Source organism: Chitinophaga sp. YR627 (assembly GCF_900114995.1).
Classification (GTDB): Bacteria; Bacteroidota; Bacteroidia; order Chitinophagales; family Chitinophagaceae; genus Chitinophaga.
The window spans coordinates 883,075-901,505 of the sequence record NZ_FOUX01000005.1 but is presented as its reverse complement, the minus strand read 5'-3'; the positions used below and the strand labels follow the sequence as shown (position 1 = coordinate 901,505).

Genomic DNA, 18,431 nt, shown 5'->3' with positions numbered 1-18,431 from the left:
GCATTAACGGCGTAGTTGCGGTATAGTAACGATATAATACGAAGCGTGAGTCGATTTGCTGTTTACCCATGCACATGTTTTTGCGTCCTGTGCACACGAAAATGCGTCCTGTGCACATTGTGCTGATTTGCCTTAAAACAGGTCGTAAATTACAGTTGAAACAAAATAAAAATAGCATGTCAGTAACAAACAGCGATACATTTATCAGTGTGTGGTGGCGTTTTCAACGCTCACTTTTGCGTAGCAGCAGGCGCACGCACTGCTTCCATTTTTATATTAAATATTTTGCTTGCGCCTTTGTCATTGTCTGCCACAAGATGGAGGTACCATTCATTGTTGTTCACTGCAGAGATGCAGATGCCTTCCATCTTTTCACCTTTGAAAGCCGGATCGACTTCCGACAGATTAGTGATGCCATCCAGAGATATATCTCTGATGCTTAGTTTTTCATTGAAACGGGTCACCCATCCAATATAACTGTCGCCGATAGTACCGTCGTCATAGGCATTCCCGGTAGCCTCGCTGGACAGCAGGACTAACAGCATGTCTTCCTGTTCGATATAGCATAATTCTGATATGCCGGCAAATCCTGCCAGAACAAAAGGAATGTTGATGCTGGAAATATTGATAGGTACTTTTTCGGGATGTTGCCAGAAATCGGGTGTAGTGATGATGAGGTGGTTGATGGGGTTGCTTTCATTACCGCGGTTGCTCAGGATGAGGTGTTTGCCTGCCAGTGTTGCGCCTTCAATATTGATTTCAGGTATTTGTTGCAGGCGCCGGATAAAGGAAGTGGAGGAAATATAGTCTGGCTGGGCATTCGCAGTATCAAGTGGATATAGTATGATCTGTTCTCTTTCTCTGGTGGCTGCAGAGCCCAAAGCAAGCAGATTTTTGTGGCCATCTTTGTCGATGATGACTGCGGTTTCAAGATCCGCTTTTTGCGCCTTTGGAATCCGTTTTTCACTATAATTAAAGAAACGCACGGTACGTACCTCGTGATAGTTACTATCGAGCACCAGGAGTGTGCTGGCGTCATCACCGATAATATACAGCTGATCGTTATAGTAACTGATGGCAGAGCCGGAGGGGTATTCGCTCAGCAGCAGGAATTTTAGTAAGGTGATAATGGTTTTCAAGATGATCTTATTTTCAACTAAACTACAAAGGTTTCGGGGAATAATGGTAAGCCTGCCTCATCGGTATCTGCAATATGACCTATGTTGGCAAATTGGGTTAAGCGCATGGCATCGTTGTTGTGACTGATAGGGTTATAAACTGATGCTTACTCATGATGATTTACCGGACAAAAGCTATTGATGCAGCTGCTATTCTGATGATATTAGCACTGATCGTACTGATCCTTGTTTATGGAAAACCCTTCTTTGTGCCTATCGCATTTGCAGGCCTTTTAGCGATGTTGTTACTGCCTGTGAGCAGGTGGCTCCATGCAAAAGGCATTAACAACGCAGTGGCTATTCTATTGTCTATACTGCTTTTTGTGGGATTTCTGGCTTTGGTCGTGTTGTTTGTAAGTTGGCAGATATCGGACATTGCAGAGAATGCATCACAACTGGAGCAACAATTGATGGAAAAGTATCAGCAGTTGCAGGCATGGTTAAGTACAGAATATGGGATCAGCCAGGAGAAGCAGGCGCAGGTGCTTAAAGAGCAGCAGGAATCTTCTTCAGGTAAGGCCAGTGCGGTGGTGACGGGTATTATCAGTGGATTTGGCGGCTTTCTGACTGATTTGTTGCTGGTGCTGGTATATGTGTTTCTATTTACTTTTTTCAGAAGCCGTATCAAAGGGTTTATAGTGCGGTTGGTGCCGCATAGTGAGAAAGAAAAGGCAATAGCCTGTATTCATAAAACACAGGAGACTGCACAGAAATATCTGAAAGGCTTGTTGCTGATGATCATTTTTTTGTGGGTGATGTATGGTATTGGATTTTCTGTTGTTGGTGTGAAAAATGCTTTCTTTTTTGCAATCCTGTGTGGTTTGCTGGAGATTATTCCATTTGTGGGTAATCTTACAGGAACAGCACTGACCTTGTTAATGTCTCTTGTGCAGGGCGGAGACATGACGCTGGTAGTAGGTATACTTGTAACATACGGGCTGGTGCAGTTTATCCAGTCTTACCTTTTAGAACCTCTGGTAGTAGGTTCAGGTGTAGATATCAATCCAATGGCGACCATTGTGGGACTGGTAGCGGGGGAATTATTGTGGGGCATTCCAGGTATGGTGATGGCTATTCCATTGATGGGAATGATGAAGGTGGTTTTTGACCATATTCCAGTGATGCAGCCATATGCTTATCTGCTGGGACAGGATAAAAAGGACAGCGGCGGCTGGAAGAAATTCCTGAAGATCTTTAAAAAGGGATCCTGACGAGTTGATACCGGCTAAATGGGTGGCCACAAATTTCCTTACTTTTGATGTGTAATACTCAGCAATGAAATTTGACGCCTACATTCCCTGTGAAATGTTGCAGCCATATATCAGAAAATTTGTTGTTTCTGAGGCGGAGGTGTCATCGGTGTACAAGGTGTTTCCTGATACCAGTCTGGTGATCGGTTTTCAATATAAAGGGCATTTGTCGGCGATTGCGGGCGATACATCGACGCCCCTGGCCAAAGCAGGTATTACCGGATTACAGGATGGATACCGGCTTTTTAAGAACACGCCGCATATCGGTACGATACTGGTGTATTTCAAAGAGGCGGGTTTACCGGCTTTCTTTAAAGCGCCGGTGCATGATTTGTTCAGGCAGTCGGTATCCCTGGATAATTTTGTCACACAATCAGCGCTGGCTGTCCTGGAAGAGCAGCTGGCAGCAGCAGCAGGGGATGTGCAGCGGGTGAAACTGGTGGAACAGTTTTTTGTGGCACGTTTACAACAGACCAGTCCTGATCCATTGGTAAGCGCAGCCTTGAGTCTGATATACAGTTATAAAGGCAATATCCGGATCGCAGACCTGGCAAAGGCGTTACATACGAGTGCGAGTCCGCTGGAAAAGAGATTCCGTAAAATAGTAGGCGCTTCCCCGAAAAAGTTTGCATCCCTGGTACGTCTCAAAACGACCATTCAGCAATATTCACCGGATACCTCTCTCACAACCCTGGGATATGATGCCGGTTTCTTTGACCAGGCGCATTTTATCAAAGAGTTTAAACGTTTCACGGGAGAGACCCCCGATCAGTTTTTCCTGCATCACCCCGATGTGCCGGTTTCCTGAAATAAACGGTTTTTTACAATTCTCCAGCTGGTGATGTGGATATTTTTGCAGCATAATCATTCACATATGTTCACATTACAACAATTGAAAGCAGCACATGCAAAAGTTAAAACAGGCGCAGATTTCCCCAGCTATGTACAGGAGATCAAAGGACTGGGTTTACGGCGTTATGAATACCTGGTACAGGACGGGACCACTGTATATTACGGCGACAATGCCCACCAGGTAAAGAGTTTACCGATCTATGCGGATAAAGAGATCAATACGACTTCTTCAGCGGCAGCTTTACGACACACAATCGTTATTCATCAGCAGGGGCAGACGGATTTTCTTACTTTTTGTCAGCAGGCAGCCGAAGCCGGCGTAGAAAAATGGGTGATCGATACGGAGCGGATGGTTTGTACTTATCTGGATAAAAACGGCGTTGTACTGGTAGAAGAGCCTATTCCTCAGGGTGATTATGCCTGAGTGGCGATATAGGTGTTAAGCCCTATTTACGCTATCGTTATCCCCTGCAACAGATATTTTATTATATTGTAATAAAATATATACCAGATGCACCTTTGGAAGGAAATTTACCGGGATGCGTACACCTCTGCCCAAAAAGAAATATTCTACAATGAGCAAAAGCAGATCATTGGCATATTAGAAAAGATCAAAAGTGAGGAGAATGATGGGGGAACCTTACAGGTTTACGATTATGCGGGAGATGGTCTGCGGATCGCGAGATACCAGCATGGGACAAACACTTACAATACTTTTCTTTTAAAGGGAAAACAGTTGCTGGGCACAGCGAACTGGCACAGGCTGGATGAGGCGTGGCATATCCGTGAAGAGAAATATGAAAACGGGGAATTAATATATGAGCAATCACATAACGTCCTGCATAAGATCACAACGAGTGCCAGTTATGAGTACCGTGACGGACGCAAAGTGGCTGAGAAAAGCGTAACAGAAGACGGTACGGTGCTTAAGAGTGTGTTTACTTATCAGCAGGGTATACTGGCATCAAAGACCTCATTCACTGATGAGCAATTTACTGAACAGGTGATCTATGTCTATGGAGAGAACAAACTGTTGGCAGAAGAGCAGATCATACATAAGTATAAGGACACGCAATACCTTTCCCAGCAACGGAAATACTTTTACAATAATGATAAAAAGTTGCGGAAGACGGAACATTATGGACGGTATGATGGTCGTATGATCCTGTATAAGGTGGATGAAAATATCTGGGAGGGAAATGTGGTGACAGAGCTGGGAGCATTTACTTCGAATGCGGATTTTCTCATCGGATATTATGATATGGAGGCATTATATGCTATGCTCAGGGATGCACAGATGGAATACGAGATTCCTCACTTTGATAAGCAATATCTGGATAGATTAGGTCTGGATATTAAGACAAAGACAGTGAAGGGCTATGATCATATGAATAAGGAAGTGGCAGTGGAGTATTGGCATGCTGAGTTTAATGAGTTGTTGAGTAAAATGGTCTATCGTAATGAATACAATGAACAGTCAGAACTGGAATTTGTGATCAGTTACAGGGTGGAGGAGGGAATATTCGAAGAGCGGGATATCCGGAAATATTATTACGCATAAGTTGCGATAATCATTATAGCCTGCTGGTAATCAATACCGGCAGGCTATTTTATTTGTGTTACTATTTGTAAAGTTTGGTAACTTTAGGATAGATGGACTTTTAGTTTCCCCCAAAATAAAACCCCAGTCTATGGTCCGCATATCCTGTACAGCGCATGTACCACGTTATCTCCTGTTTGTCATTGCTGTTTGTTTACTGCAATTTTCCTGTACACCTGACGAACCCGACAATCCGGATGATCCGACGGAAGAAGATACGCCATTGCTGAAACATATTGGTTCCGCCCGTTTAAGTAATGACAGGGCTGGGGTACAAGGCATTGGGTTAGGGAATAAGGCATTTTTTGCGGGAGGGCAGGACTTTATATTTGTAAACGTACCAACTGTTTCTCCGCCTGAAAATCATGTTGATACTGTAGATATTTATGATGATCAGTCTGGTAGCTGGAGCAGGACTAACTTAAGTATCGGCAGGTCGCAGATGGGTTTGATCGCCGCGGGAAACAGGGTCTGGTTTGCCGGTGGAAGATACTGGACTTACAATGAAGATCTTCAATGTACGCAGGTTATCGATATATACAATACTACTACCAATACATGGAGTCATGATTCCTTAAGTGAGCCGAAGTATGACTTTTCTGCAGTGATGTATGGCAGTAAGATATTTTTTGTGGGTGGTTTGTCTTATGAATCTGATCAGTTTTGCCGGACGGCTGATGTGTATGATACACTGACCAATAGCTGGGAGCACCGGGTACTTGACAGACCTTTGTTCGGGCAAGGCGCTGTATCCGGCAATGAATTGTTTGTTCCCCGTTGGAATACAGATATCGTCGATGTATATAATCTGACAGACAATAGTTTCAGAACGCTCCAGTTAGGACAAGCCAGGGTACAGATAGCGACGGCTGCAGCAGGAAACCTGGTATTGTTTGCCGGAGGGTCGAGCTACATGGCGCCTGGCTATCATAGACGGGTTGATATTTTTGATACGCAAAGTGGTACCTGGAGTGCAGATTCGCTGAGTGAAGGAAGATATGAGCCGACGCCGGTCGTGATTGGGAATAAAATAGTATTTGTGGGAGGAACAAATACTAAAGGTCCGTTTGATGCAAGCAAAAGGATCGATATCTATGACGTCAGTACACGGAAGTGGAGTATAGACTCTCTGACATTTGGAACGAAGAAGCCAGCGGTAGCAGTTGTGGGTGATAAGATGATCGTGGCCAGTGCTATGCAGGGTATAGAACTGGGAGGAGAGGTGGATATTTTTGAGATATTGAGATAGATGGTTAATGGGATTTGCCTGGAAGGGAAGCATTGATGATCTCAGCGTTTGAAGACAAGCGCACAATATTTTCAATAGTGCCTCCGAACAGTTCTCTGTGTCCTTTGGAGGATGCATTGAATGTACCCTTGATAGTAACATACTTATTATTAAATGATTTGGGGTTCAATTCACTCATTAATTGTGGAGAGAATGCTACCCAAAAGCCATTTTCGGGAATAAAATTTTTGCAATCATCCTCATGCAGATAAATGGCATTCCCTTCAAATTCCAGGTGTAGATAGCCGGTTACATGTATTTTTTTGCCGTCGTACTTTTGCGGATTGGCGATCAGGTTGACAAGGGATACCCTTTGCAGGAGGCCTCGTTGCTGGCGTATTTCTTCCCGTTTGTTCGTGTTGCTGGTCTGGGAGCATGCCTGTGTAGAGAACAGGAGAAAGATGAGTGCGAAGGTGCTCGGATGCATAAATGAGGTATATAGGTTTGGGAGGTAAATGTAATGCAGAGAATGTTAAAGAAATGGTAAGTCATTGAAGGGCTTATTGAAACTAAAAAGGCATCGGTTTAACCGATGCCTTTTTAGTTATATTGATGAAGTAGGAAATGATGTTCTCTGATACGTCCAGTTGACTGACGCGGGACGAATGATATCCACTATCTGATAACTAAAGACATACACGGAATACCTATTTGAGTAATTTTTAACAAAGGGACTTAAAAATTAACAATGTTGCTTTTGCTAAAGCATGATTTTTCATACAAATCATATATTTTCACTTCCTGAATATGCCATTATAAAACCCTATATTCATTAAGTACATAAAACAATGATAGACAACGATAAGTTAAAGGTCATAGCTTACAAGGACCTAAAAGAAATGTTGCCAGCAGGTAATAAACTGGAAGCACTCTACGAAAAATCAAAAGACAAGGCGCTGTTTGATGAAAGCCTCTTCCCCGTTTACGATGGAGATATCGTAACAGATACCCTCGGGCTGCATGATGAAATTTACTGGGGTGTTTATTACAAATATATTGCTGAAAGGGATAACCTCCTTTTATCTTCGCCGGTAGTGCTGGGAAATGTGACATGTAAGGTGTTGAGTTTTTATGAAGGGCTGATCGCAGGTAATGTGGAGACGAAAAATATGTGGACACGACACCCTGATCATAAAGACAACCTGGCGCAGATCAGTGGTAGTCTGAAAGTGGAGGAAGTATTTTTTATACGGGGAAAAGGGATGAAAAAGAGTACCTGTCTGTCGGTGTTGGGAGAAGCAACTATTCACACCCTCATCAATGACTCGGAAGCGGAGATAAAGGCTGGTAAGCTGTTAATACAAAAGGAATTTTCGTTTCCGTTTATTTATGCCACGGAAGACAGGGGCAAACATGCACTTAAGAAAACAGACTGGAGCAGACATACACGGGAGGAGCTGACTGGTTATTTTAATGAGGCTGTGTTGAATATGGAATATGAGAACGAGGACGTGGGGATTTATTTTAAAGTTGGGACGATATTATCAAAGAAATATCAAAATTATCTCAGGACCAGTTAGTATCTGGATGGTCCGGAAATGTAGCCGTTTATGACAAACCAGGAGATGATCGCTTTTAAAAATGATTTAAAGAAAGCAGGAGAGTTGCTGATCACGGAGCGCATTGCAATGACCAAAGCGGCCATTGACAATGCGCAGGCGGCAGCTAACGGAGAGGAGAAAAGCTCGGCGGGCGATAAGTATGAAACAGGCAGAGCGATGGGGCATCTGGAAAAGGATATGTATTCCCGGCAACAGGCGGAGAATATGAAAGATCTGGATCAGCTGCAGAAGATCAATACGAATGTCGTGTATACGACCGCTCAGGCGGGCGCTTTTGTAAAGTGTTCGGAGTATTCATTTTTTATAGCGACGGGCTTGGGTAAACAGGAAGTAAATGGAGCCCTGGTGTTTTTTCTTTCACCACAGGCGCCGCTGGCAAAGTTGCTGCTGAATAAAGGAGTTGGGGAGCGGTTTATGTTTAATAAAAAAGAGACGGTGATCCTGGAAGTGTATTAAAGTTGCGTCATTAAGTACCGATAACACATTTTACAGCAATGGATGGGCATATGTTGATGGTTAAACATCCACCAGTTTATTTCTGATGGCAAACATCACCAGACCCACCCTTGTTGTTACTTCCAGCTTTTTAAAAAGGGCATCCCTGTATCCATCTACTGTACGTTCGCTTACAAACATTTCCTTTGCGATCTGCTGATAGGTTTTTTCGCTGCAGGCCAGTTTAAGAAACTGGATCTCTCTGTCTGTGAGTTTAGCAAAAACGGGCAAAGGATTCCTATCATCTACCAGTTGATGGATAGACTGCATCACTTTCCTGGTGATAAGTTCATTGTAATAATACCCTTTGCTCAGGATTTCGTCGAAAGCGATCTTTAGTTCGGATGGATCAGCATCTTTCAGTACATAACCTCTTGCGCCATGTTTGATCATTTTAATGATCGCGGCTTCCGATTCCAGGGTACTTACCGCCAATACGTTAATCTCAGGATAATGTTCTTTCAGGTATTCAGTGGTCTGGTAGCCGTCTTTTCCTGGCATGCTGATGTCCATTAACACGATGTCCGGAAGTTGATTGGGATCAAGCTGTTTAATGAGGTCATCACCATCTGAAGCTGTAAAGAGTACCTGATGGTTTGGGAACATATTAATTACCACTTCCAATCCTTTTCTAAGCATAGCGTGATCATCAGCTATAGCGATGAATCTGGTATCTCTCATACTGAAATTGAGTTTTTAAATTAGCTTGTTAACAGTAAACAATTTATAAAGATCAGTTGTCCGAATTGGGGATCAACTGAAGATATGGTAAATAAAGCAGATTACGGTCTTTTTGCCGCAATCTGCTTTTGTCTGATAGGTTGTTAGTTGCCAATATTGGCGGTGATGGCAAACATCCCCAGAAAGTTGCTGTTTTCAGGGTCATACCGTAGAGTAAGCGGCAGCCATAAAGATTTAAATACATTAATTCTTATTGTTGAGTTGAAGGTAAAGAGATGGTCTGGTGTATCCGGAGGCACATCTCCGAGCTGTCTGTCGTATTGTGTGAATAACTTGAATTCCATCTTAGAGACTTTCTGTTCATCCTGTAACAGTATTTTATTGACGCCCAGACTGGCAGAAAACAGTTTGTTATTGTAATTGCTCCCTTTGAAGGAGGAGTCTCTGCCAATCTTAAAAGAGGCATTTGCTTCCAGCTCCCACGGTCTGCGTCCGATCGTATTACCGATACCTCTGATGAAATAGGTGGAGAATTCGTACTCGGCCTGTTTATCTACCCTGTCATAGGAGACATTACCGGTGGCTGTCCAGAGTGGTTTTTGCCGGTAGTTTTCGGCAATGTCTGAGTAAACAGTCTGAAAGGCATCTTCACCTCTTTTAATGCGCCCTACGTAGGTGGTAATCTCTGTTTCATCCATTGTGAAAGAAGCGTTCTTCTGAGCAATAATGTCAGTTATGAATGCGGGATCGTTCATCGCTTCTGCGATCAGTGGATGTACGTTTGTATAATCGTTGGCAGCATCTGCTGCCTTCAATGATGCGGTAACGGCCTTGTTGAGGGTTGTATCATCAAAAAATCCGGCGTGATGCTGTGTAATGACGTTTTTGATGCTTCTTTTAAATGCGCTCATAAAGAAGCTCAGTTGTTGCAGTTTCGTCTGATCAGCTGTCGCCATTTTTGTTAACATGACATCTTTTTTGTTGAGGATGGTTACACTGAGTCCGCCGCCATATCGGGTGATATTATTGGCACTGTCACCCGCAATATTGAGGTTGACAGAAGTGCCTCTCAGTCGTTTTTCTGTACCGTAACTATGAGGAGGTACGCCTCTGCGGCGGAAAATCGAATCAATACCATAGAGGGAAGAATTGAATGTAAAGCTTCTGTCGCTACCCAGCAGGTTATCTATACTGGCACGAAAGAAGCTGGTGAGTACGTCTTTGGAGTTTGCACTTCTTTGTTTGTTTATTTCCTCACTAATTTCTTTTGTTTGTCCTACGGTAATGATCGTGCAGGACAGGAAAAGGATTGTTGCGCAAAGAAACTTTTTCATATAGCTGGTTTTAGTCGTTAGTGTGGATAACATAACCGGGGGTGAAACTGCTGTCTTCAAACGAGTCGGTTATTGGATTTTCTCCTACGAAATCGCCACTGATCTCGAGGTCAAATGTGCCTGGAGTAAAACCTGAGAAGTCGATACTATAGGTGGTATCTGGTTCCAGGTCAGATAAAGTTTCAGTGAATGACCTGGTATAGGTCTTTTTGAAATCATAAGGATGATGGAGCGTGTTGGGACGGAACACGTCCAGTACAACGAAGTCGTTTGGGGTACCGCTGAATATGCCGTTGATAGTGATCGTTTTCATAAAAGTGAACGTTTATGGGATTATTAAAACAGATGTCGAAGAGTGATTGGATAATGCTTACCTATAGAGGAGAGGTAGCGACCAGGCTGTCTTTTTTTGGGTTGTCGTTTTGAGGATGGCTCTACCAGCCAGTTGTATTTTAGTGATATAAGTCCCGATCTGTTCATCTATACGGGAGGTCACAAAAGACCGGGGAGAATATTCAATTTCATGAAAGATGGAGTGTGGGGAGGCAACAGAGTGGCAGTTGCCGCAAAAAACGATGAGAAAGCCGGTAATAAAGCCGATCAGGCCTATAATGGACAGGTAGCCTAACCTATAGTCAGATGTGTTGTGATTATCAGAATTTGGTGTCATGGGGCGCTATTTAGGCCCCTAAGTTCCCTCATGAGGCATGCGCCCACAAGCGGTAAAAGACCCAAAATAACGGGGGGATTTCCCCCTTCAGTCTATTTACGGCGCATGGCATACGGATACGGAGGATTTACAATCGTCCGGAAAGACCTGTTGTGAGTTACAGTTTATCTTTTTTTCGTTGTTGTTCATCGATCTCACCCTCTACCGGATCATCTTTTAACAGCTTTTTTCTGTCTTTCCGGTTCCGGATAATCACAAAAGCGATTAACGCAATGGCAAAGAGGATGACAATAAACACCTGGGTGACGTTAATATGCTGCATAAGCGGGAACAGTTGTTTCAGACAATTTACCTGATAGGCGTGTGATAACAATATTATGCTTATATGACCAACTGCAGGCCCTGCTACTTGTTTTTCCCTGTCTCCTATGTAAAATGGGGCGTCTGTCATGTAACTTCATAACAGACCCTCATTAATACCTTATGCCATGTATTCATTCATTGTTAGCCTCTGTTGTCTGCTGAGTATTTCAGCTTTTGCACAACCTTCCAGAGATACCCTTCATGAACAGCAAATGAACAAGATCTTCCATGGAGAGGTCATTCCTTATCTTAACGGTTGTGACAGCACACCCGACTGGAGCACATTGGGAAAACGTCTGATCAGCCTGTACGGTGATGCCGGTGAGGAGGTGTTATTGCTCAGTCAGACGATATACAGCATGCAGCAGGATGACTGGGCTAATTTCTCCATTTCAATCATCCCTTATGCAAAGAAATTTGGTCCTGGTATTCCGGCGAAGCAGCGATATGCATTTAGTGATTATATGAGCAGGAATGCGCAGTTATTATATCAGTCCGGCCATAAAGAGGAGGGAATTCGCTGGCAGATCCTTGCTTTACCGCTGGCAAGAGAAGCGGATCATCCCGAGATGCTGGAGACGATAGAAAGGATGAAAAAGGGTGATTAGAAACTCGGTACTGACAATATGTAAGTTCTGACAAAAAAAATGACAGGATTTCTGAAAAAATTTCAGTGTAAATAGCAGTGGCATTGGGTTTGAAGACTTTTGTACAAAGGTTGGCCAAACCTGAAACTTAAGTTTTTAACTGTTATTTGTTAACTTATTAAAAGGAGGTTAATTATGTCACTCGTTAAAAAAACAACAAACGCTTTTCCTGTGTTCCCATCTCTGTTTGATGACTTTTTCAGCCGTGAATTCTTTAACTGGGGCAACAACAATTATTCGTCCACCAGCACCACCGTGCCGTCTGTGAACATAAAGGAAACTGCGGACAGCTATGAAGTGGAGGTTGCTGCTCCAGGTATGGACAAAAAAGATTTCAACATTACGCTTGATGGCAATACCCTTACCATCTCTTCGTCTAAACAGCAGGCACAGGAGAAAAAAGAATCTAATTATACCAGACGCGAATTCAGCTACCAATCTTTCCAGCGTAGTTTTGAATTGCCGAAGAATGTGGTTGACGAGGATAAAATAAATGCCCGCTATGATAACGGCCTGTTACATCTGATAATTCCTAAAAAGGAAGATGCTAAACAAAAAGCGCCCAGAATGATTGAAATTGGTTGATTTAGACATGGGTTATAATTTTAGGCTGCCCGCTATCGGGCAGCCTTTATTTACGATCGCCTATTATTTTAAAAATTAATTCAAAAAAATTGGATAACTATTTGGTTAATTAGAAACAATCCTTATCTTTGCAATCCCAACGAAAAAACAATGGTTCTTTTGAAGGGACGAAGTTCTTAAAATAAGCGGAAGTAGCTCATTTGGTAGAGCACGACCTTGCCAAGGTCGGGGTGGCCGGTTCGAGCCCGGTCTTCCGCTCAGTACAAGATTTCCAAATTGCGGAGCAGTTTGGATTTTTTGTTTACAGGATACCTAGGTGGTGGAATTGGTAGACACGCCGGACTTAAAATCCTGTGAGCCGCAACGCTCGTACGGGTTCAACTCCCGTCCTGGGTACGAATTATAAAAGCCTTTCAAGTGTGAACTTGGAAGGCTTTTATATTTTATATCGTTCCAGATTGCTTACTTTTCAATTTGTGGAACAGTGTCCCATAAATTGAAATTTACCATACAATCAATTTAGCCGTAATTTCTTTTCCAACGCTTCAAACAGCTCACGATGTTTATTGGGATTGTTCTCTTTGAGACTTTGTAAATTCCGTAGCTTCCAACGGATTGCCGGAAACTTCTCAAAGTTATAAATACTCCAATCTGGAGTTCCATTTTTGATGCTTAATAGAAATTTCTTATCACCCTCCGTTAGGTTACTATGTATGGTTTGAACTAAATTTTCGCGTATGCTTTCATACTCCTCATAACCGAATGCATCGACTGTCATTCCTGTAAATTGATTATCCATTGTTGCCCGATGATCTTGAAAATTAGGAACAATGATTTCATTGATCGGTCTATCACTACAAAGTAAATAGTGTAGAAAGCCTTCTTTTATTTCTTCAGTGAAACCTTCCATTTCCAGCAAATATTTCACATCAAATAGATCCCTAGGATGTTGTCTATCCAAAGCAGCAATAATTTTACCGCCGAAAAGCTGTCCATTTGTAACAACAGGCATAACACAAAAGACTTCAAATTCATTCTGAGCTTTTTCGCACAATTCCATTACCCTTGGAGCTGCTAAAGCGCCACGATTAACCAAATTGACTTCCAGCTTTATATCAACTTTGTATGCTGATATCTGGAGTTTAGCTGCATCCCGCCGATGGGCCACTTTAACACCAGGGATAACTTTTTCAATGTTTGCTCTTATTCTTTCCAAGGCCTCTTCAATGCTTTTGAGTGAGGCCGCTCTATCTTCTATCGGTAAATAAGTTAGATCAATATCAACGGACAAACGAGGCATATTCCGCACAAAAAGATTGATCGCTGTGCCACCATGAAGGGCAAAGCATTGTTCCTTTGCCACTTCTGGCAATACTGACAATAAAAGCGATACCTGCTTTTTATATATTTCTTCCATGTTGCTTCAACTCCGGGGGGACTGTGATTTTGTATTTATCGATGTAAACCCCATTACTGACAATGCTGCGTTTGCCAGAGCCTAGCTTAATATGGTTTAAGTTCAAATAGTTAAACCAGCTATGACCCGCCTTTTCAGCCATGTAAAGGAACAAGCGATTTACTTTGATTGAATTACAATTCTCAAGCAAAGTCTGAACTTGCCTGGGAGGAAGGTTATTCAGTCCTTCCATTAGTTCGAAGCATTCAATGAGTTCTTGGTTTTGGGGAGCCAAATATAAGCATTCCAGCATTGCGCGGATGGCACCTGATATTTTTATGGAGAAATTTTTTGTCTCGATTTCCGTAAGCCCTAAGTCGGGAGGTAAAAAAGATGTTTCATGATAATCAATATGACAATCCCACTCATATTGTTTAAACCATGCAGGAAGATTGTCTTTTGTGGCACTAAATAAGATGATTCGTTTTGTAGCCAATTCCAGATAATGAGCCTTACCTAAAAGAGATAAGGCTGTCCGGCCTCCTGGATGAATAAACGAACCAGTTTGTCGTTGTAATGCATATATGGCACCTTCGTATGTGACTTGCTCACCCATACGGATAAAAGCGCCTATACCGATTGGCTTTAGCCATTTACTCTTCTTGTAACGCTGCTGCAAGTCATGGCTATAGCCTTGTTTTACAAGCCATGAAGATTGAAGAACAACCCCTGATGGTTGCAGCGAGGCCAGTCGGTTTATTTTTCTTTCAATTTCCGTACTCATAGTACTAATATAAGATATTATCTAAACCAAAGCAGTAAGAAAGTTTATTAAATATCAAATTTAAGTACTTATAGTACGACAATAGTATATTTTTTAAACCAAGTATGAGTAAGATTGACATTTTAAGCCGCAATGGTACATATTGGAACTATTCACAGAACCATTAAATCCTGTTAGCAACTGGTTCGCTAATTGTCCCGTCCTGGGTACAGACAAGAGCAGACGCTCTAAAATTAGTAAAGGCATCGACGCAAGTCGGTGCCTTTTTTGTTATAGGTATATTATTTAGTAACTTCAGTAAGTGAATAAGGCAATTAAAATATCATCTATTTTTCCAAAACACCTGTTTTGGGATGTTAAATTGGATCAATTAGATGCTGAAGCTGATCAGGATTTAATTATTCCAAGAGCCTTATTTATGACTAACGAAAAAACGTTTTCTGAGGATATTGAGAAATTAGAACTTATTTATTCAAGCACTGAAATTATCGGCATCCTAAAGACCACCAAAGAGCGAATTAGTAACAAAGTTTGTGAAATGGTTGCCAACAGATACCACATGCCAGCATTTCATAGATATTCCCGTTAATATATGTCTGATGAATCTATGGAGAAAGCTGTTACACCAGCGCTAATCCATTCCATTGTTGAACTTCAATCTATCGCCTGCCTTTCTTCTTTTGCATTAGCAGGAGGTACTAATCTCGCCTTTCGTTTTAATCACCGGAGGTCCATAGATATAGATCTATTTTCAAGTCAAGTTATAGGAAAAACTGGCTTTGAATATATCCAATCTGAATTAGAGACATTTTATGGCAAGCGCCTGATAAATTGTGAAATTATTGACCCTGAAATGGGAGAACAATATTGCTTTTTAAGAGCATTCATTCTTAAAAAAAAAGATGACCTCATCATCAAAGTAGAAATTATTCAAAATATTCCTCTGATTGACCCAATCGAATATAAGGATGGCATCAGGATGCTTTCACTAAGAGATATTGGTCTTCTGAAGCTAATGAGTGCAAGTAGCCGGAAAGCTAAAAAAGATATTTACGATCTGGATTTTATTACTGACCACATTCCATTACCTAAACTTTTTGACATGTTATCCGATAAACTCAATAAGTTTAGCGGACAAAAGTTTGAATCATTGTTTGATCTGGATAAAGACCAAAATCCCATTGAAAATATCTACCTGCTACTTGCATTTGATGAGATAAAATATAATGCGCTACCATCTAGGCCTAATTATTCTCATGATAGTATTGATATCTTGCCTTCTGGTAAAAACTGGCCATCTGCGAGAGCAGGATGGCGCAGAAAAGTAATTGACTTACTTCGCTCTCGCGGGCTTAAACCTCCTCCTGTAAAACCCATAAATTAATAAATAACTATAATTTCTTCCACCTGTATTAGAGCCTTCTTCTTTTATAATGATATCCTGCCCAATAAACTCCTTATTCCCTAACCTATACAGAAACTTTTATATAATAAATATTATATTTATTTTTACTTAATTTAATACTTATTGGGACTTCTGTATTCCTTTTATACCTATTGAAATATTAAACAAAAACACCAATGAACACCACCCCGTCGTTGTCAATTATTACGACCGTTTATAATGGGTTGCCATATCTGAAAGAATGTATAGAATCTGTATTAAAGCAGGATTTCCAGGATTGGGAATTATTAATAAGTGATGATTGTTCTAAAGATGGATCCCGTGATTATTTAGATAGCCTTAACGATAGCAGGATAAAGCTATACAAACAGGAAAAGAACCTTGGTATTTTCGACAATCTGAATTTCCTTTTTTCGAAAGCTGGCGCGGATGTTAGTCTGATACTGTGTCAGGATGATTATCTGGTGGATAATTCTTCCCTGGACAGAGTCGTTGCTTATTGGAAAAATGCAAGAAAGGAAGTTGGATTCGTTAAATTCAATCATGCGCCTAAACGACACATTATCCCTACGAAAATCAAAGCGGGAGAGGCGGATGTATGGTTTTACAGTTTCGGTAACTTCCCGGGGAATTTATCGAACGTTTCTCTGAGAACGAATATAGTGGAAGCCAGCGGCTGGTTTAATCAGCAATTTCCCTATGCGGGAGATTTCGAATTCTGGAGCAGGGCTGCCCGTATTTATGATGTCGAAATTGAGAGCACAAGTGTAACATATGTCAGAAGACACGAAGGTGTGGCTTCTAATTTTCTGAATAAAAAAGGTGAACTGCTTTCACAAAGGGACTTTATAGCTTCTGACCTGTATGAAAGACTTTTGAAGCAGTATCCTGGTACGAACTTTTATCTGAAACTCCATGGTACATTAAATTATGATGTACTGCATAGGGATTCTGCCATGAGGGCGTTGCTTCATAAGAACAAGCAGTTTTATAATGAGTTTAAGATGGTGTCTGAAAAGTCAAAATATACGTTTTCCGGTTTAGTGAACTGGATGCTTTTTGTTTTGTCTGTTGGTGGCCGTTATGGTAGAATTACAACTACTAAAATGCTATTAAAAACATGTCGTTTATTACCTGCCTGATCAAGATAGCGCAGACGTCCTAAAATTAGTAAAGGCATCGACGACGGTCGGTGCCTTTTTTCTTCCCCTCGCAAAATTCAGATAGCTGGGACTGGCTCCTGTCTAAAGGCTTCACGGTTATTCAGACAGACAGGCCGGCTATGCTGTTGGCCTATCTTAAGAAAAAAAGGTTGCACAAATAGTGCAACCTTTTTTTGTAATATCAGACGACCCCTGATTCCTAAAACTTAAGGCCCTTTATCGTTTTCGCCAATATCTCAGCGATAATAGCACATCCTTTATCTGAAGGGTGTATACCATCATAAGTCACATCCATTGCTTTGATAGGGTAAGGATATTTATCCCCGACAGTATATGGTATGTTTATATAATCAGGGTAAGTGTATTCTTTGTATTCGCGTGTCTGAGGATCTCTGAGGTATTTAAACTTTACAGCCTTGCTGATCTCCAGTCTGGGCTCACTATAGAGGTCCACTATCTCGAAGTTTTCTGCCTTACCTATTGCTTTTACGATATTTACAAAAGCTTCCAGACTTTGTCCTTCCTGATCTTTATACGATCCCCAGCTATTCACCTTGTTATTGAGAAGGTATACAAAGTCGCCGCGCTGCATAGGTGTCATCAGTATAATATGCGCCTTCGGATTAAGGCTGCGTAATTTATCAATGATCACCCTGAAAGAACCGCTCACGGTATTAATACCAGTGTTGTTAGTGTAGTCTTCCAATGTACCTGGTTTCACACCCAGCCACCAGTCATTGGTGCCCAGAAATATCGTATAGACATCTGAAGGCTTCAGGTCAAATTGATCTATTTTGTAGGCAATTTCAACACTTGTCCAGTAATTATGTCCGTGGTTGATATACGTCAGGCCAGGCACCAGCTCAGTAGTTCTTGTTATCCAGCCTTTTTCAACCCGGTTGTCAGTTTCCTCGAGATGGTCATTAAAATAGGTAAAGGAATCGCCAATTGCAGTCCAGGTAATCCCTTTCATTGGCATAAAGGAGCCTAGTACCACTGGTAACAGCAGTAATAATAGTCTACGAACTTTCATATCTATGTTTATAAATATATACGAAAAACAAAGAATATGGTTTCCAGGTTCGTTCTGCTAACTATTGTCTAAGATTATCTGCTATATGATGAATGCTTTATGCGTTATGTTGGTGATAAAAGCAGCTGAAATATCGCTCAGATAT

General features: G+C 41.6%; 22 protein-coding genes and 2 tRNA genes. 15 read left to right on the top strand and 9 right to left on the bottom strand.

Translation table 11 applies throughout. From position 1 onward, the window contains the following. Positions 1-230 precede the first annotated feature (230 nt). On the bottom strand, positions 231-1,139 hold the full coding sequence (locus BMZ72_RS28815) for a DUF6929 family protein (protein WP_089813609.1): 909 nt from the start codon (positions 1,137-1,139) through the stop codon (positions 231-233). Positions 1,140-1,291: 152 nt separating this feature from the next. On the opposite strand from BMZ72_RS28815, the gene BMZ72_RS28810 reads away from it, so the two are divergent. The 5 genes from BMZ72_RS28810 (at position 1,292) to BMZ72_RS28790 (ending at position 6,129) form a co-directional block, all read left to right on the top strand. Then, entirely contained in the window at positions 1,292-2,389 is a 1,098-nt protein-coding gene (locus BMZ72_RS28810; protein WP_255373316.1) for an AI-2E family transporter, read from the top strand. 64 nt (positions 2,390-2,453) lie between these two features. After that, the gene (locus BMZ72_RS28805) at positions 2,454-3,236 is read left to right on the top strand and encodes a helix-turn-helix domain-containing protein (protein WP_089813607.1); all 783 of its coding nucleotides are present in this window, start codon (positions 2,454-2,456) and stop codon (positions 3,234-3,236) included. Between the two features lie 66 nt (positions 3,237-3,302). Beyond that, positions 3,303-3,704 (top strand): DUF1398 domain-containing protein, encoded by a 402-nt coding sequence (locus BMZ72_RS28800; RefSeq protein WP_089813832.1) that lies wholly within the window; start codon positions 3,303-3,305, stop codon positions 3,702-3,704. 87 nt (positions 3,705-3,791) lie between these two features. Beyond that, positions 3,792-4,841 carry a hypothetical protein gene (locus BMZ72_RS28795; protein WP_089813605.1) on the top strand — a complete coding sequence of 350 codons (1,050 nt, stop codon included), beginning with the start codon at positions 3,792-3,794 and terminating at the stop codon, positions 4,839-4,841. A gap of 130 nt (positions 4,842-4,971) precedes the next feature. After that, positions 4,972-6,129: a Kelch repeat-containing protein gene (locus BMZ72_RS28790; RefSeq protein ID WP_089813603.1), complete on the top strand. Its 1,158-nt coding sequence runs from the start codon at positions 4,972-4,974 to the stop codon at positions 6,127-6,129. A 4-nt stretch (positions 6,130-6,133) separates the two neighbouring features. Here the strand turns inward: BMZ72_RS28790 and BMZ72_RS28785 are convergent, their stop codons facing one another. Then, the gene (locus tag BMZ72_RS28785; RefSeq protein ID WP_089813601.1) at positions 6,134-6,595 is read right to left on the bottom strand and encodes a hypothetical protein; all 462 of its coding nucleotides are present in this window, start codon (positions 6,593-6,595) and stop codon (positions 6,134-6,136) included. A 361-nt stretch (positions 6,596-6,956) separates the two neighbouring features. On the opposite strand from BMZ72_RS28785, the gene BMZ72_RS28780 reads away from it, so the two are divergent. Both BMZ72_RS28780 and BMZ72_RS28775 read left to right on the top strand, forming a co-directional pair. Further along, a complete protein-coding gene (locus BMZ72_RS28780) occupies positions 6,957-7,688 on the top strand; it encodes a hypothetical protein (RefSeq protein WP_089813599.1) in 732 nt (243 codons plus the stop codon). A gap of 30 nt (positions 7,689-7,718) precedes the next feature. Further along, the gene (locus BMZ72_RS28775) at positions 7,719-8,186 is read left to right on the top strand and encodes a hypothetical protein (RefSeq protein ID WP_089813598.1); all 468 of its coding nucleotides are present in this window, start codon (positions 7,719-7,721) and stop codon (positions 8,184-8,186) included. A gap of 60 nt (positions 8,187-8,246) precedes the next feature. Here the strand turns inward: BMZ72_RS28775 and BMZ72_RS28770 are convergent, their stop codons facing one another. From BMZ72_RS28770 to BMZ72_RS36705, 4 genes are all read right to left on the bottom strand, one after another. Then, on the bottom strand, positions 8,247-8,906 hold the full coding sequence (locus tag BMZ72_RS28770; protein WP_089813596.1) for a response regulator transcription factor: 660 nt from the start codon (positions 8,904-8,906) through the stop codon (positions 8,247-8,249). A 143-nt stretch (positions 8,907-9,049) separates the two neighbouring features. Further along, positions 9,050-10,240 (bottom strand): hypothetical protein, encoded by a 1,191-nt coding sequence (locus BMZ72_RS28765; protein ID WP_089813594.1) that lies wholly within the window; start codon positions 10,238-10,240, stop codon positions 9,050-9,052. 10 nt (positions 10,241-10,250) lie between these two features. Further along, a complete protein-coding gene (locus BMZ72_RS28760; RefSeq protein ID WP_089813592.1) occupies positions 10,251-10,553 on the bottom strand; it encodes a hypothetical protein in 303 nt (100 codons plus the stop codon). Between the two features lie 514 nt (positions 10,554-11,067). Next, positions 11,068-11,232, bottom strand: coding sequence for a FeoB-associated Cys-rich membrane protein (locus BMZ72_RS36705; protein WP_177222962.1), 165 nt, complete (start codon positions 11,230-11,232; stop codon positions 11,068-11,070). A gap of 166 nt (positions 11,233-11,398) precedes the next feature. On the opposite strand from BMZ72_RS36705, the gene BMZ72_RS28750 reads away from it, so the two are divergent. The 4 genes from BMZ72_RS28750 to BMZ72_RS28735 all read left to right on the top strand — a co-directional run bounded on the left by BMZ72_RS28750 (position 11,399) and on the right by BMZ72_RS28735 (position 12,901). Beyond that, positions 11,399-11,881 carry a hypothetical protein gene (locus BMZ72_RS28750; RefSeq protein WP_089813587.1) on the top strand — a complete coding sequence of 161 codons (483 nt, stop codon included), beginning with the start codon at positions 11,399-11,401 and terminating at the stop codon, positions 11,879-11,881. Between the two features lie 174 nt (positions 11,882-12,055). Then, a complete protein-coding gene (locus BMZ72_RS28745; RefSeq protein WP_089813586.1) occupies positions 12,056-12,505 on the top strand; it encodes an Hsp20/alpha crystallin family protein in 450 nt (149 codons plus the stop codon). A 185-nt stretch (positions 12,506-12,690) separates the two neighbouring features. After that, positions 12,691-12,763: transfer RNA gene (locus BMZ72_RS28740), tRNA-Gly, on the top strand. Positions 12,764-12,815: 52 nt separating this feature from the next. After that, positions 12,816-12,901, top strand: a tRNA-Leu gene (locus BMZ72_RS28735). Between the two features lie 118 nt (positions 12,902-13,019). On the opposite strand, the gene BMZ72_RS28730 is transcribed toward BMZ72_RS28735, so the two are convergent. Continuing rightward, positions 13,020-13,922, bottom strand: coding sequence for a nucleotidyl transferase AbiEii/AbiGii toxin family protein (locus tag BMZ72_RS28730; protein ID WP_089813584.1), 903 nt, complete (start codon positions 13,920-13,922; stop codon positions 13,020-13,022). After that, positions 13,906-14,685: a type IV toxin-antitoxin system AbiEi family antitoxin gene (locus BMZ72_RS28725; protein WP_089813582.1), complete on the bottom strand. Its 780-nt coding sequence runs from the start codon at positions 14,683-14,685 to the stop codon at positions 13,906-13,908. The genes BMZ72_RS28730 and BMZ72_RS28725 overlap by 17 nt, the downstream gene beginning before the upstream one ends. 301 nt (positions 14,686-14,986) lie before the next feature. On the opposite strand from BMZ72_RS28725, the gene BMZ72_RS28720 reads away from it, so the two are divergent. The 4 genes from BMZ72_RS28720 (at position 14,987) to BMZ72_RS37230 (ending at position 17,414) form a co-directional block, all read left to right on the top strand. After that, entirely contained in the window at positions 14,987-15,274 is a 288-nt protein-coding gene (locus BMZ72_RS28720; RefSeq protein WP_089813580.1) for a DUF6922 domain-containing protein, read from the top strand. A 3-nt stretch (positions 15,275-15,277) separates the two neighbouring features. After that, positions 15,278-16,069, top strand: a complete 792-nt coding sequence (locus BMZ72_RS28715) for a nucleotidyl transferase AbiEii/AbiGii toxin family protein (RefSeq protein ID WP_089813578.1) — start codon at positions 15,278-15,280, stop codon at positions 16,067-16,069. Between the two features lie 197 nt (positions 16,070-16,266). Continuing rightward, on the top strand, positions 16,267-17,232 hold the full coding sequence (locus tag BMZ72_RS28710; protein ID WP_089813576.1) for a glycosyltransferase family 2 protein: 966 nt from the start codon (positions 16,267-16,269) through the stop codon (positions 17,230-17,232). 50 nt (positions 17,233-17,282) lie between these two features. After that, on the top strand, positions 17,283-17,414 hold the full coding sequence (locus BMZ72_RS37230) for a hypothetical protein (protein ID WP_143087809.1): 132 nt from the start codon (positions 17,283-17,285) through the stop codon (positions 17,412-17,414). 38 nt (positions 17,415-17,452) lie between these two features. Here BMZ72_RS37230 and BMZ72_RS28705 read toward each other — a convergent pair whose 3' ends face one another. Further along, a complete protein-coding gene (locus BMZ72_RS28705; RefSeq protein WP_089813574.1) occupies positions 17,453-18,286 on the bottom strand; it encodes an SGNH/GDSL hydrolase family protein in 834 nt (277 codons plus the stop codon). Positions 18,287-18,431 lie beyond the last annotated feature (145 nt).

Excerpts from the sequence above, each read along its gene's own strand:
- BMZ72_RS28785 (WP_089813601.1), bottom strand. The coding sequence starts at position 6,595 with ATGCATCCGAGCACCTTCGCACTCATCTTTCTCCTGTTCTCTACACAG.
- BMZ72_RS28795 (WP_089813605.1), top strand. The coding sequence starts at position 3,792 with ATGCACCTTTGGAAGGAAATTTACCGGGATGCGTACACCTCTGCCCAA.
- BMZ72_RS28715 (WP_089813578.1), top strand. The coding sequence starts at position 15,278 with ATGTCTGATGAATCTATGGAGAAAGCTGTTACACCAGCGCTAATCCAT.
- BMZ72_RS28805 (WP_089813607.1), top strand. The coding sequence starts at position 2,454 with ATGAAATTTGACGCCTACATTCCCTGTGAAATGTTGCAGCCATATATC.
- BMZ72_RS36705 (WP_177222962.1), bottom strand. The coding sequence starts at position 11,232 with ATGCAGCATATTAACGTCACCCAGGTGTTTATTGTCATCCTCTTTGCC.
- BMZ72_RS28745 (WP_089813586.1), top strand. The coding sequence starts at position 12,056 with ATGTCACTCGTTAAAAAAACAACAAACGCTTTTCCTGTGTTCCCATCT.
- BMZ72_RS28765 (WP_089813594.1), bottom strand. The coding sequence starts at position 10,240 with ATGAAAAAGTTTCTTTGCGCAACAATCCTTTTCCTGTCCTGCACGATC.
- BMZ72_RS28760 (WP_089813592.1), bottom strand. The coding sequence starts at position 10,553 with ATGAAAACGATCACTATCAACGGCATATTCAGCGGTACCCCAAACGAC.
- BMZ72_RS28780 (WP_089813599.1), top strand. The coding sequence starts at position 6,957 with ATGATAGACAACGATAAGTTAAAGGTCATAGCTTACAAGGACCTAAAA.
- BMZ72_RS28790 (WP_089813603.1), top strand. The coding sequence starts at position 4,972 with ATGGTCCGCATATCCTGTACAGCGCATGTACCACGTTATCTCCTGTTT.
- BMZ72_RS28750 (WP_089813587.1), top strand. The coding sequence starts at position 11,399 with ATGTATTCATTCATTGTTAGCCTCTGTTGTCTGCTGAGTATTTCAGCT.
- BMZ72_RS28800 (WP_089813832.1), top strand. The coding sequence starts at position 3,303 with ATGTTCACATTACAACAATTGAAAGCAGCACATGCAAAAGTTAAAACA.
- BMZ72_RS28725 (WP_089813582.1), bottom strand. The coding sequence starts at position 14,685 with ATGAGTACGGAAATTGAAAGAAAAATAAACCGACTGGCCTCGCTGCAA.
- BMZ72_RS28770 (WP_089813596.1), bottom strand. The coding sequence starts at position 8,906 with ATGAGAGATACCAGATTCATCGCTATAGCTGATGATCACGCTATGCTT.
- BMZ72_RS28705 (WP_089813574.1), bottom strand. The coding sequence starts at position 18,286 with ATGAAAGTTCGTAGACTATTATTACTGCTGTTACCAGTGGTACTAGGC.
- BMZ72_RS28710 (WP_089813576.1), top strand. The coding sequence starts at position 16,267 with ATGAACACCACCCCGTCGTTGTCAATTATTACGACCGTTTATAATGGG.
- BMZ72_RS28730 (WP_089813584.1), bottom strand. The coding sequence starts at position 13,922 with ATGGAAGAAATATATAAAAAGCAGGTATCGCTTTTATTGTCAGTATTG.
- BMZ72_RS28775 (WP_089813598.1), top strand. The coding sequence starts at position 7,719 with ATGACAAACCAGGAGATGATCGCTTTTAAAAATGATTTAAAGAAAGCA.
- BMZ72_RS28810 (WP_255373316.1), top strand. The coding sequence starts at position 1,292 with ATGATGATTTACCGGACAAAAGCTATTGATGCAGCTGCTATTCTGATG.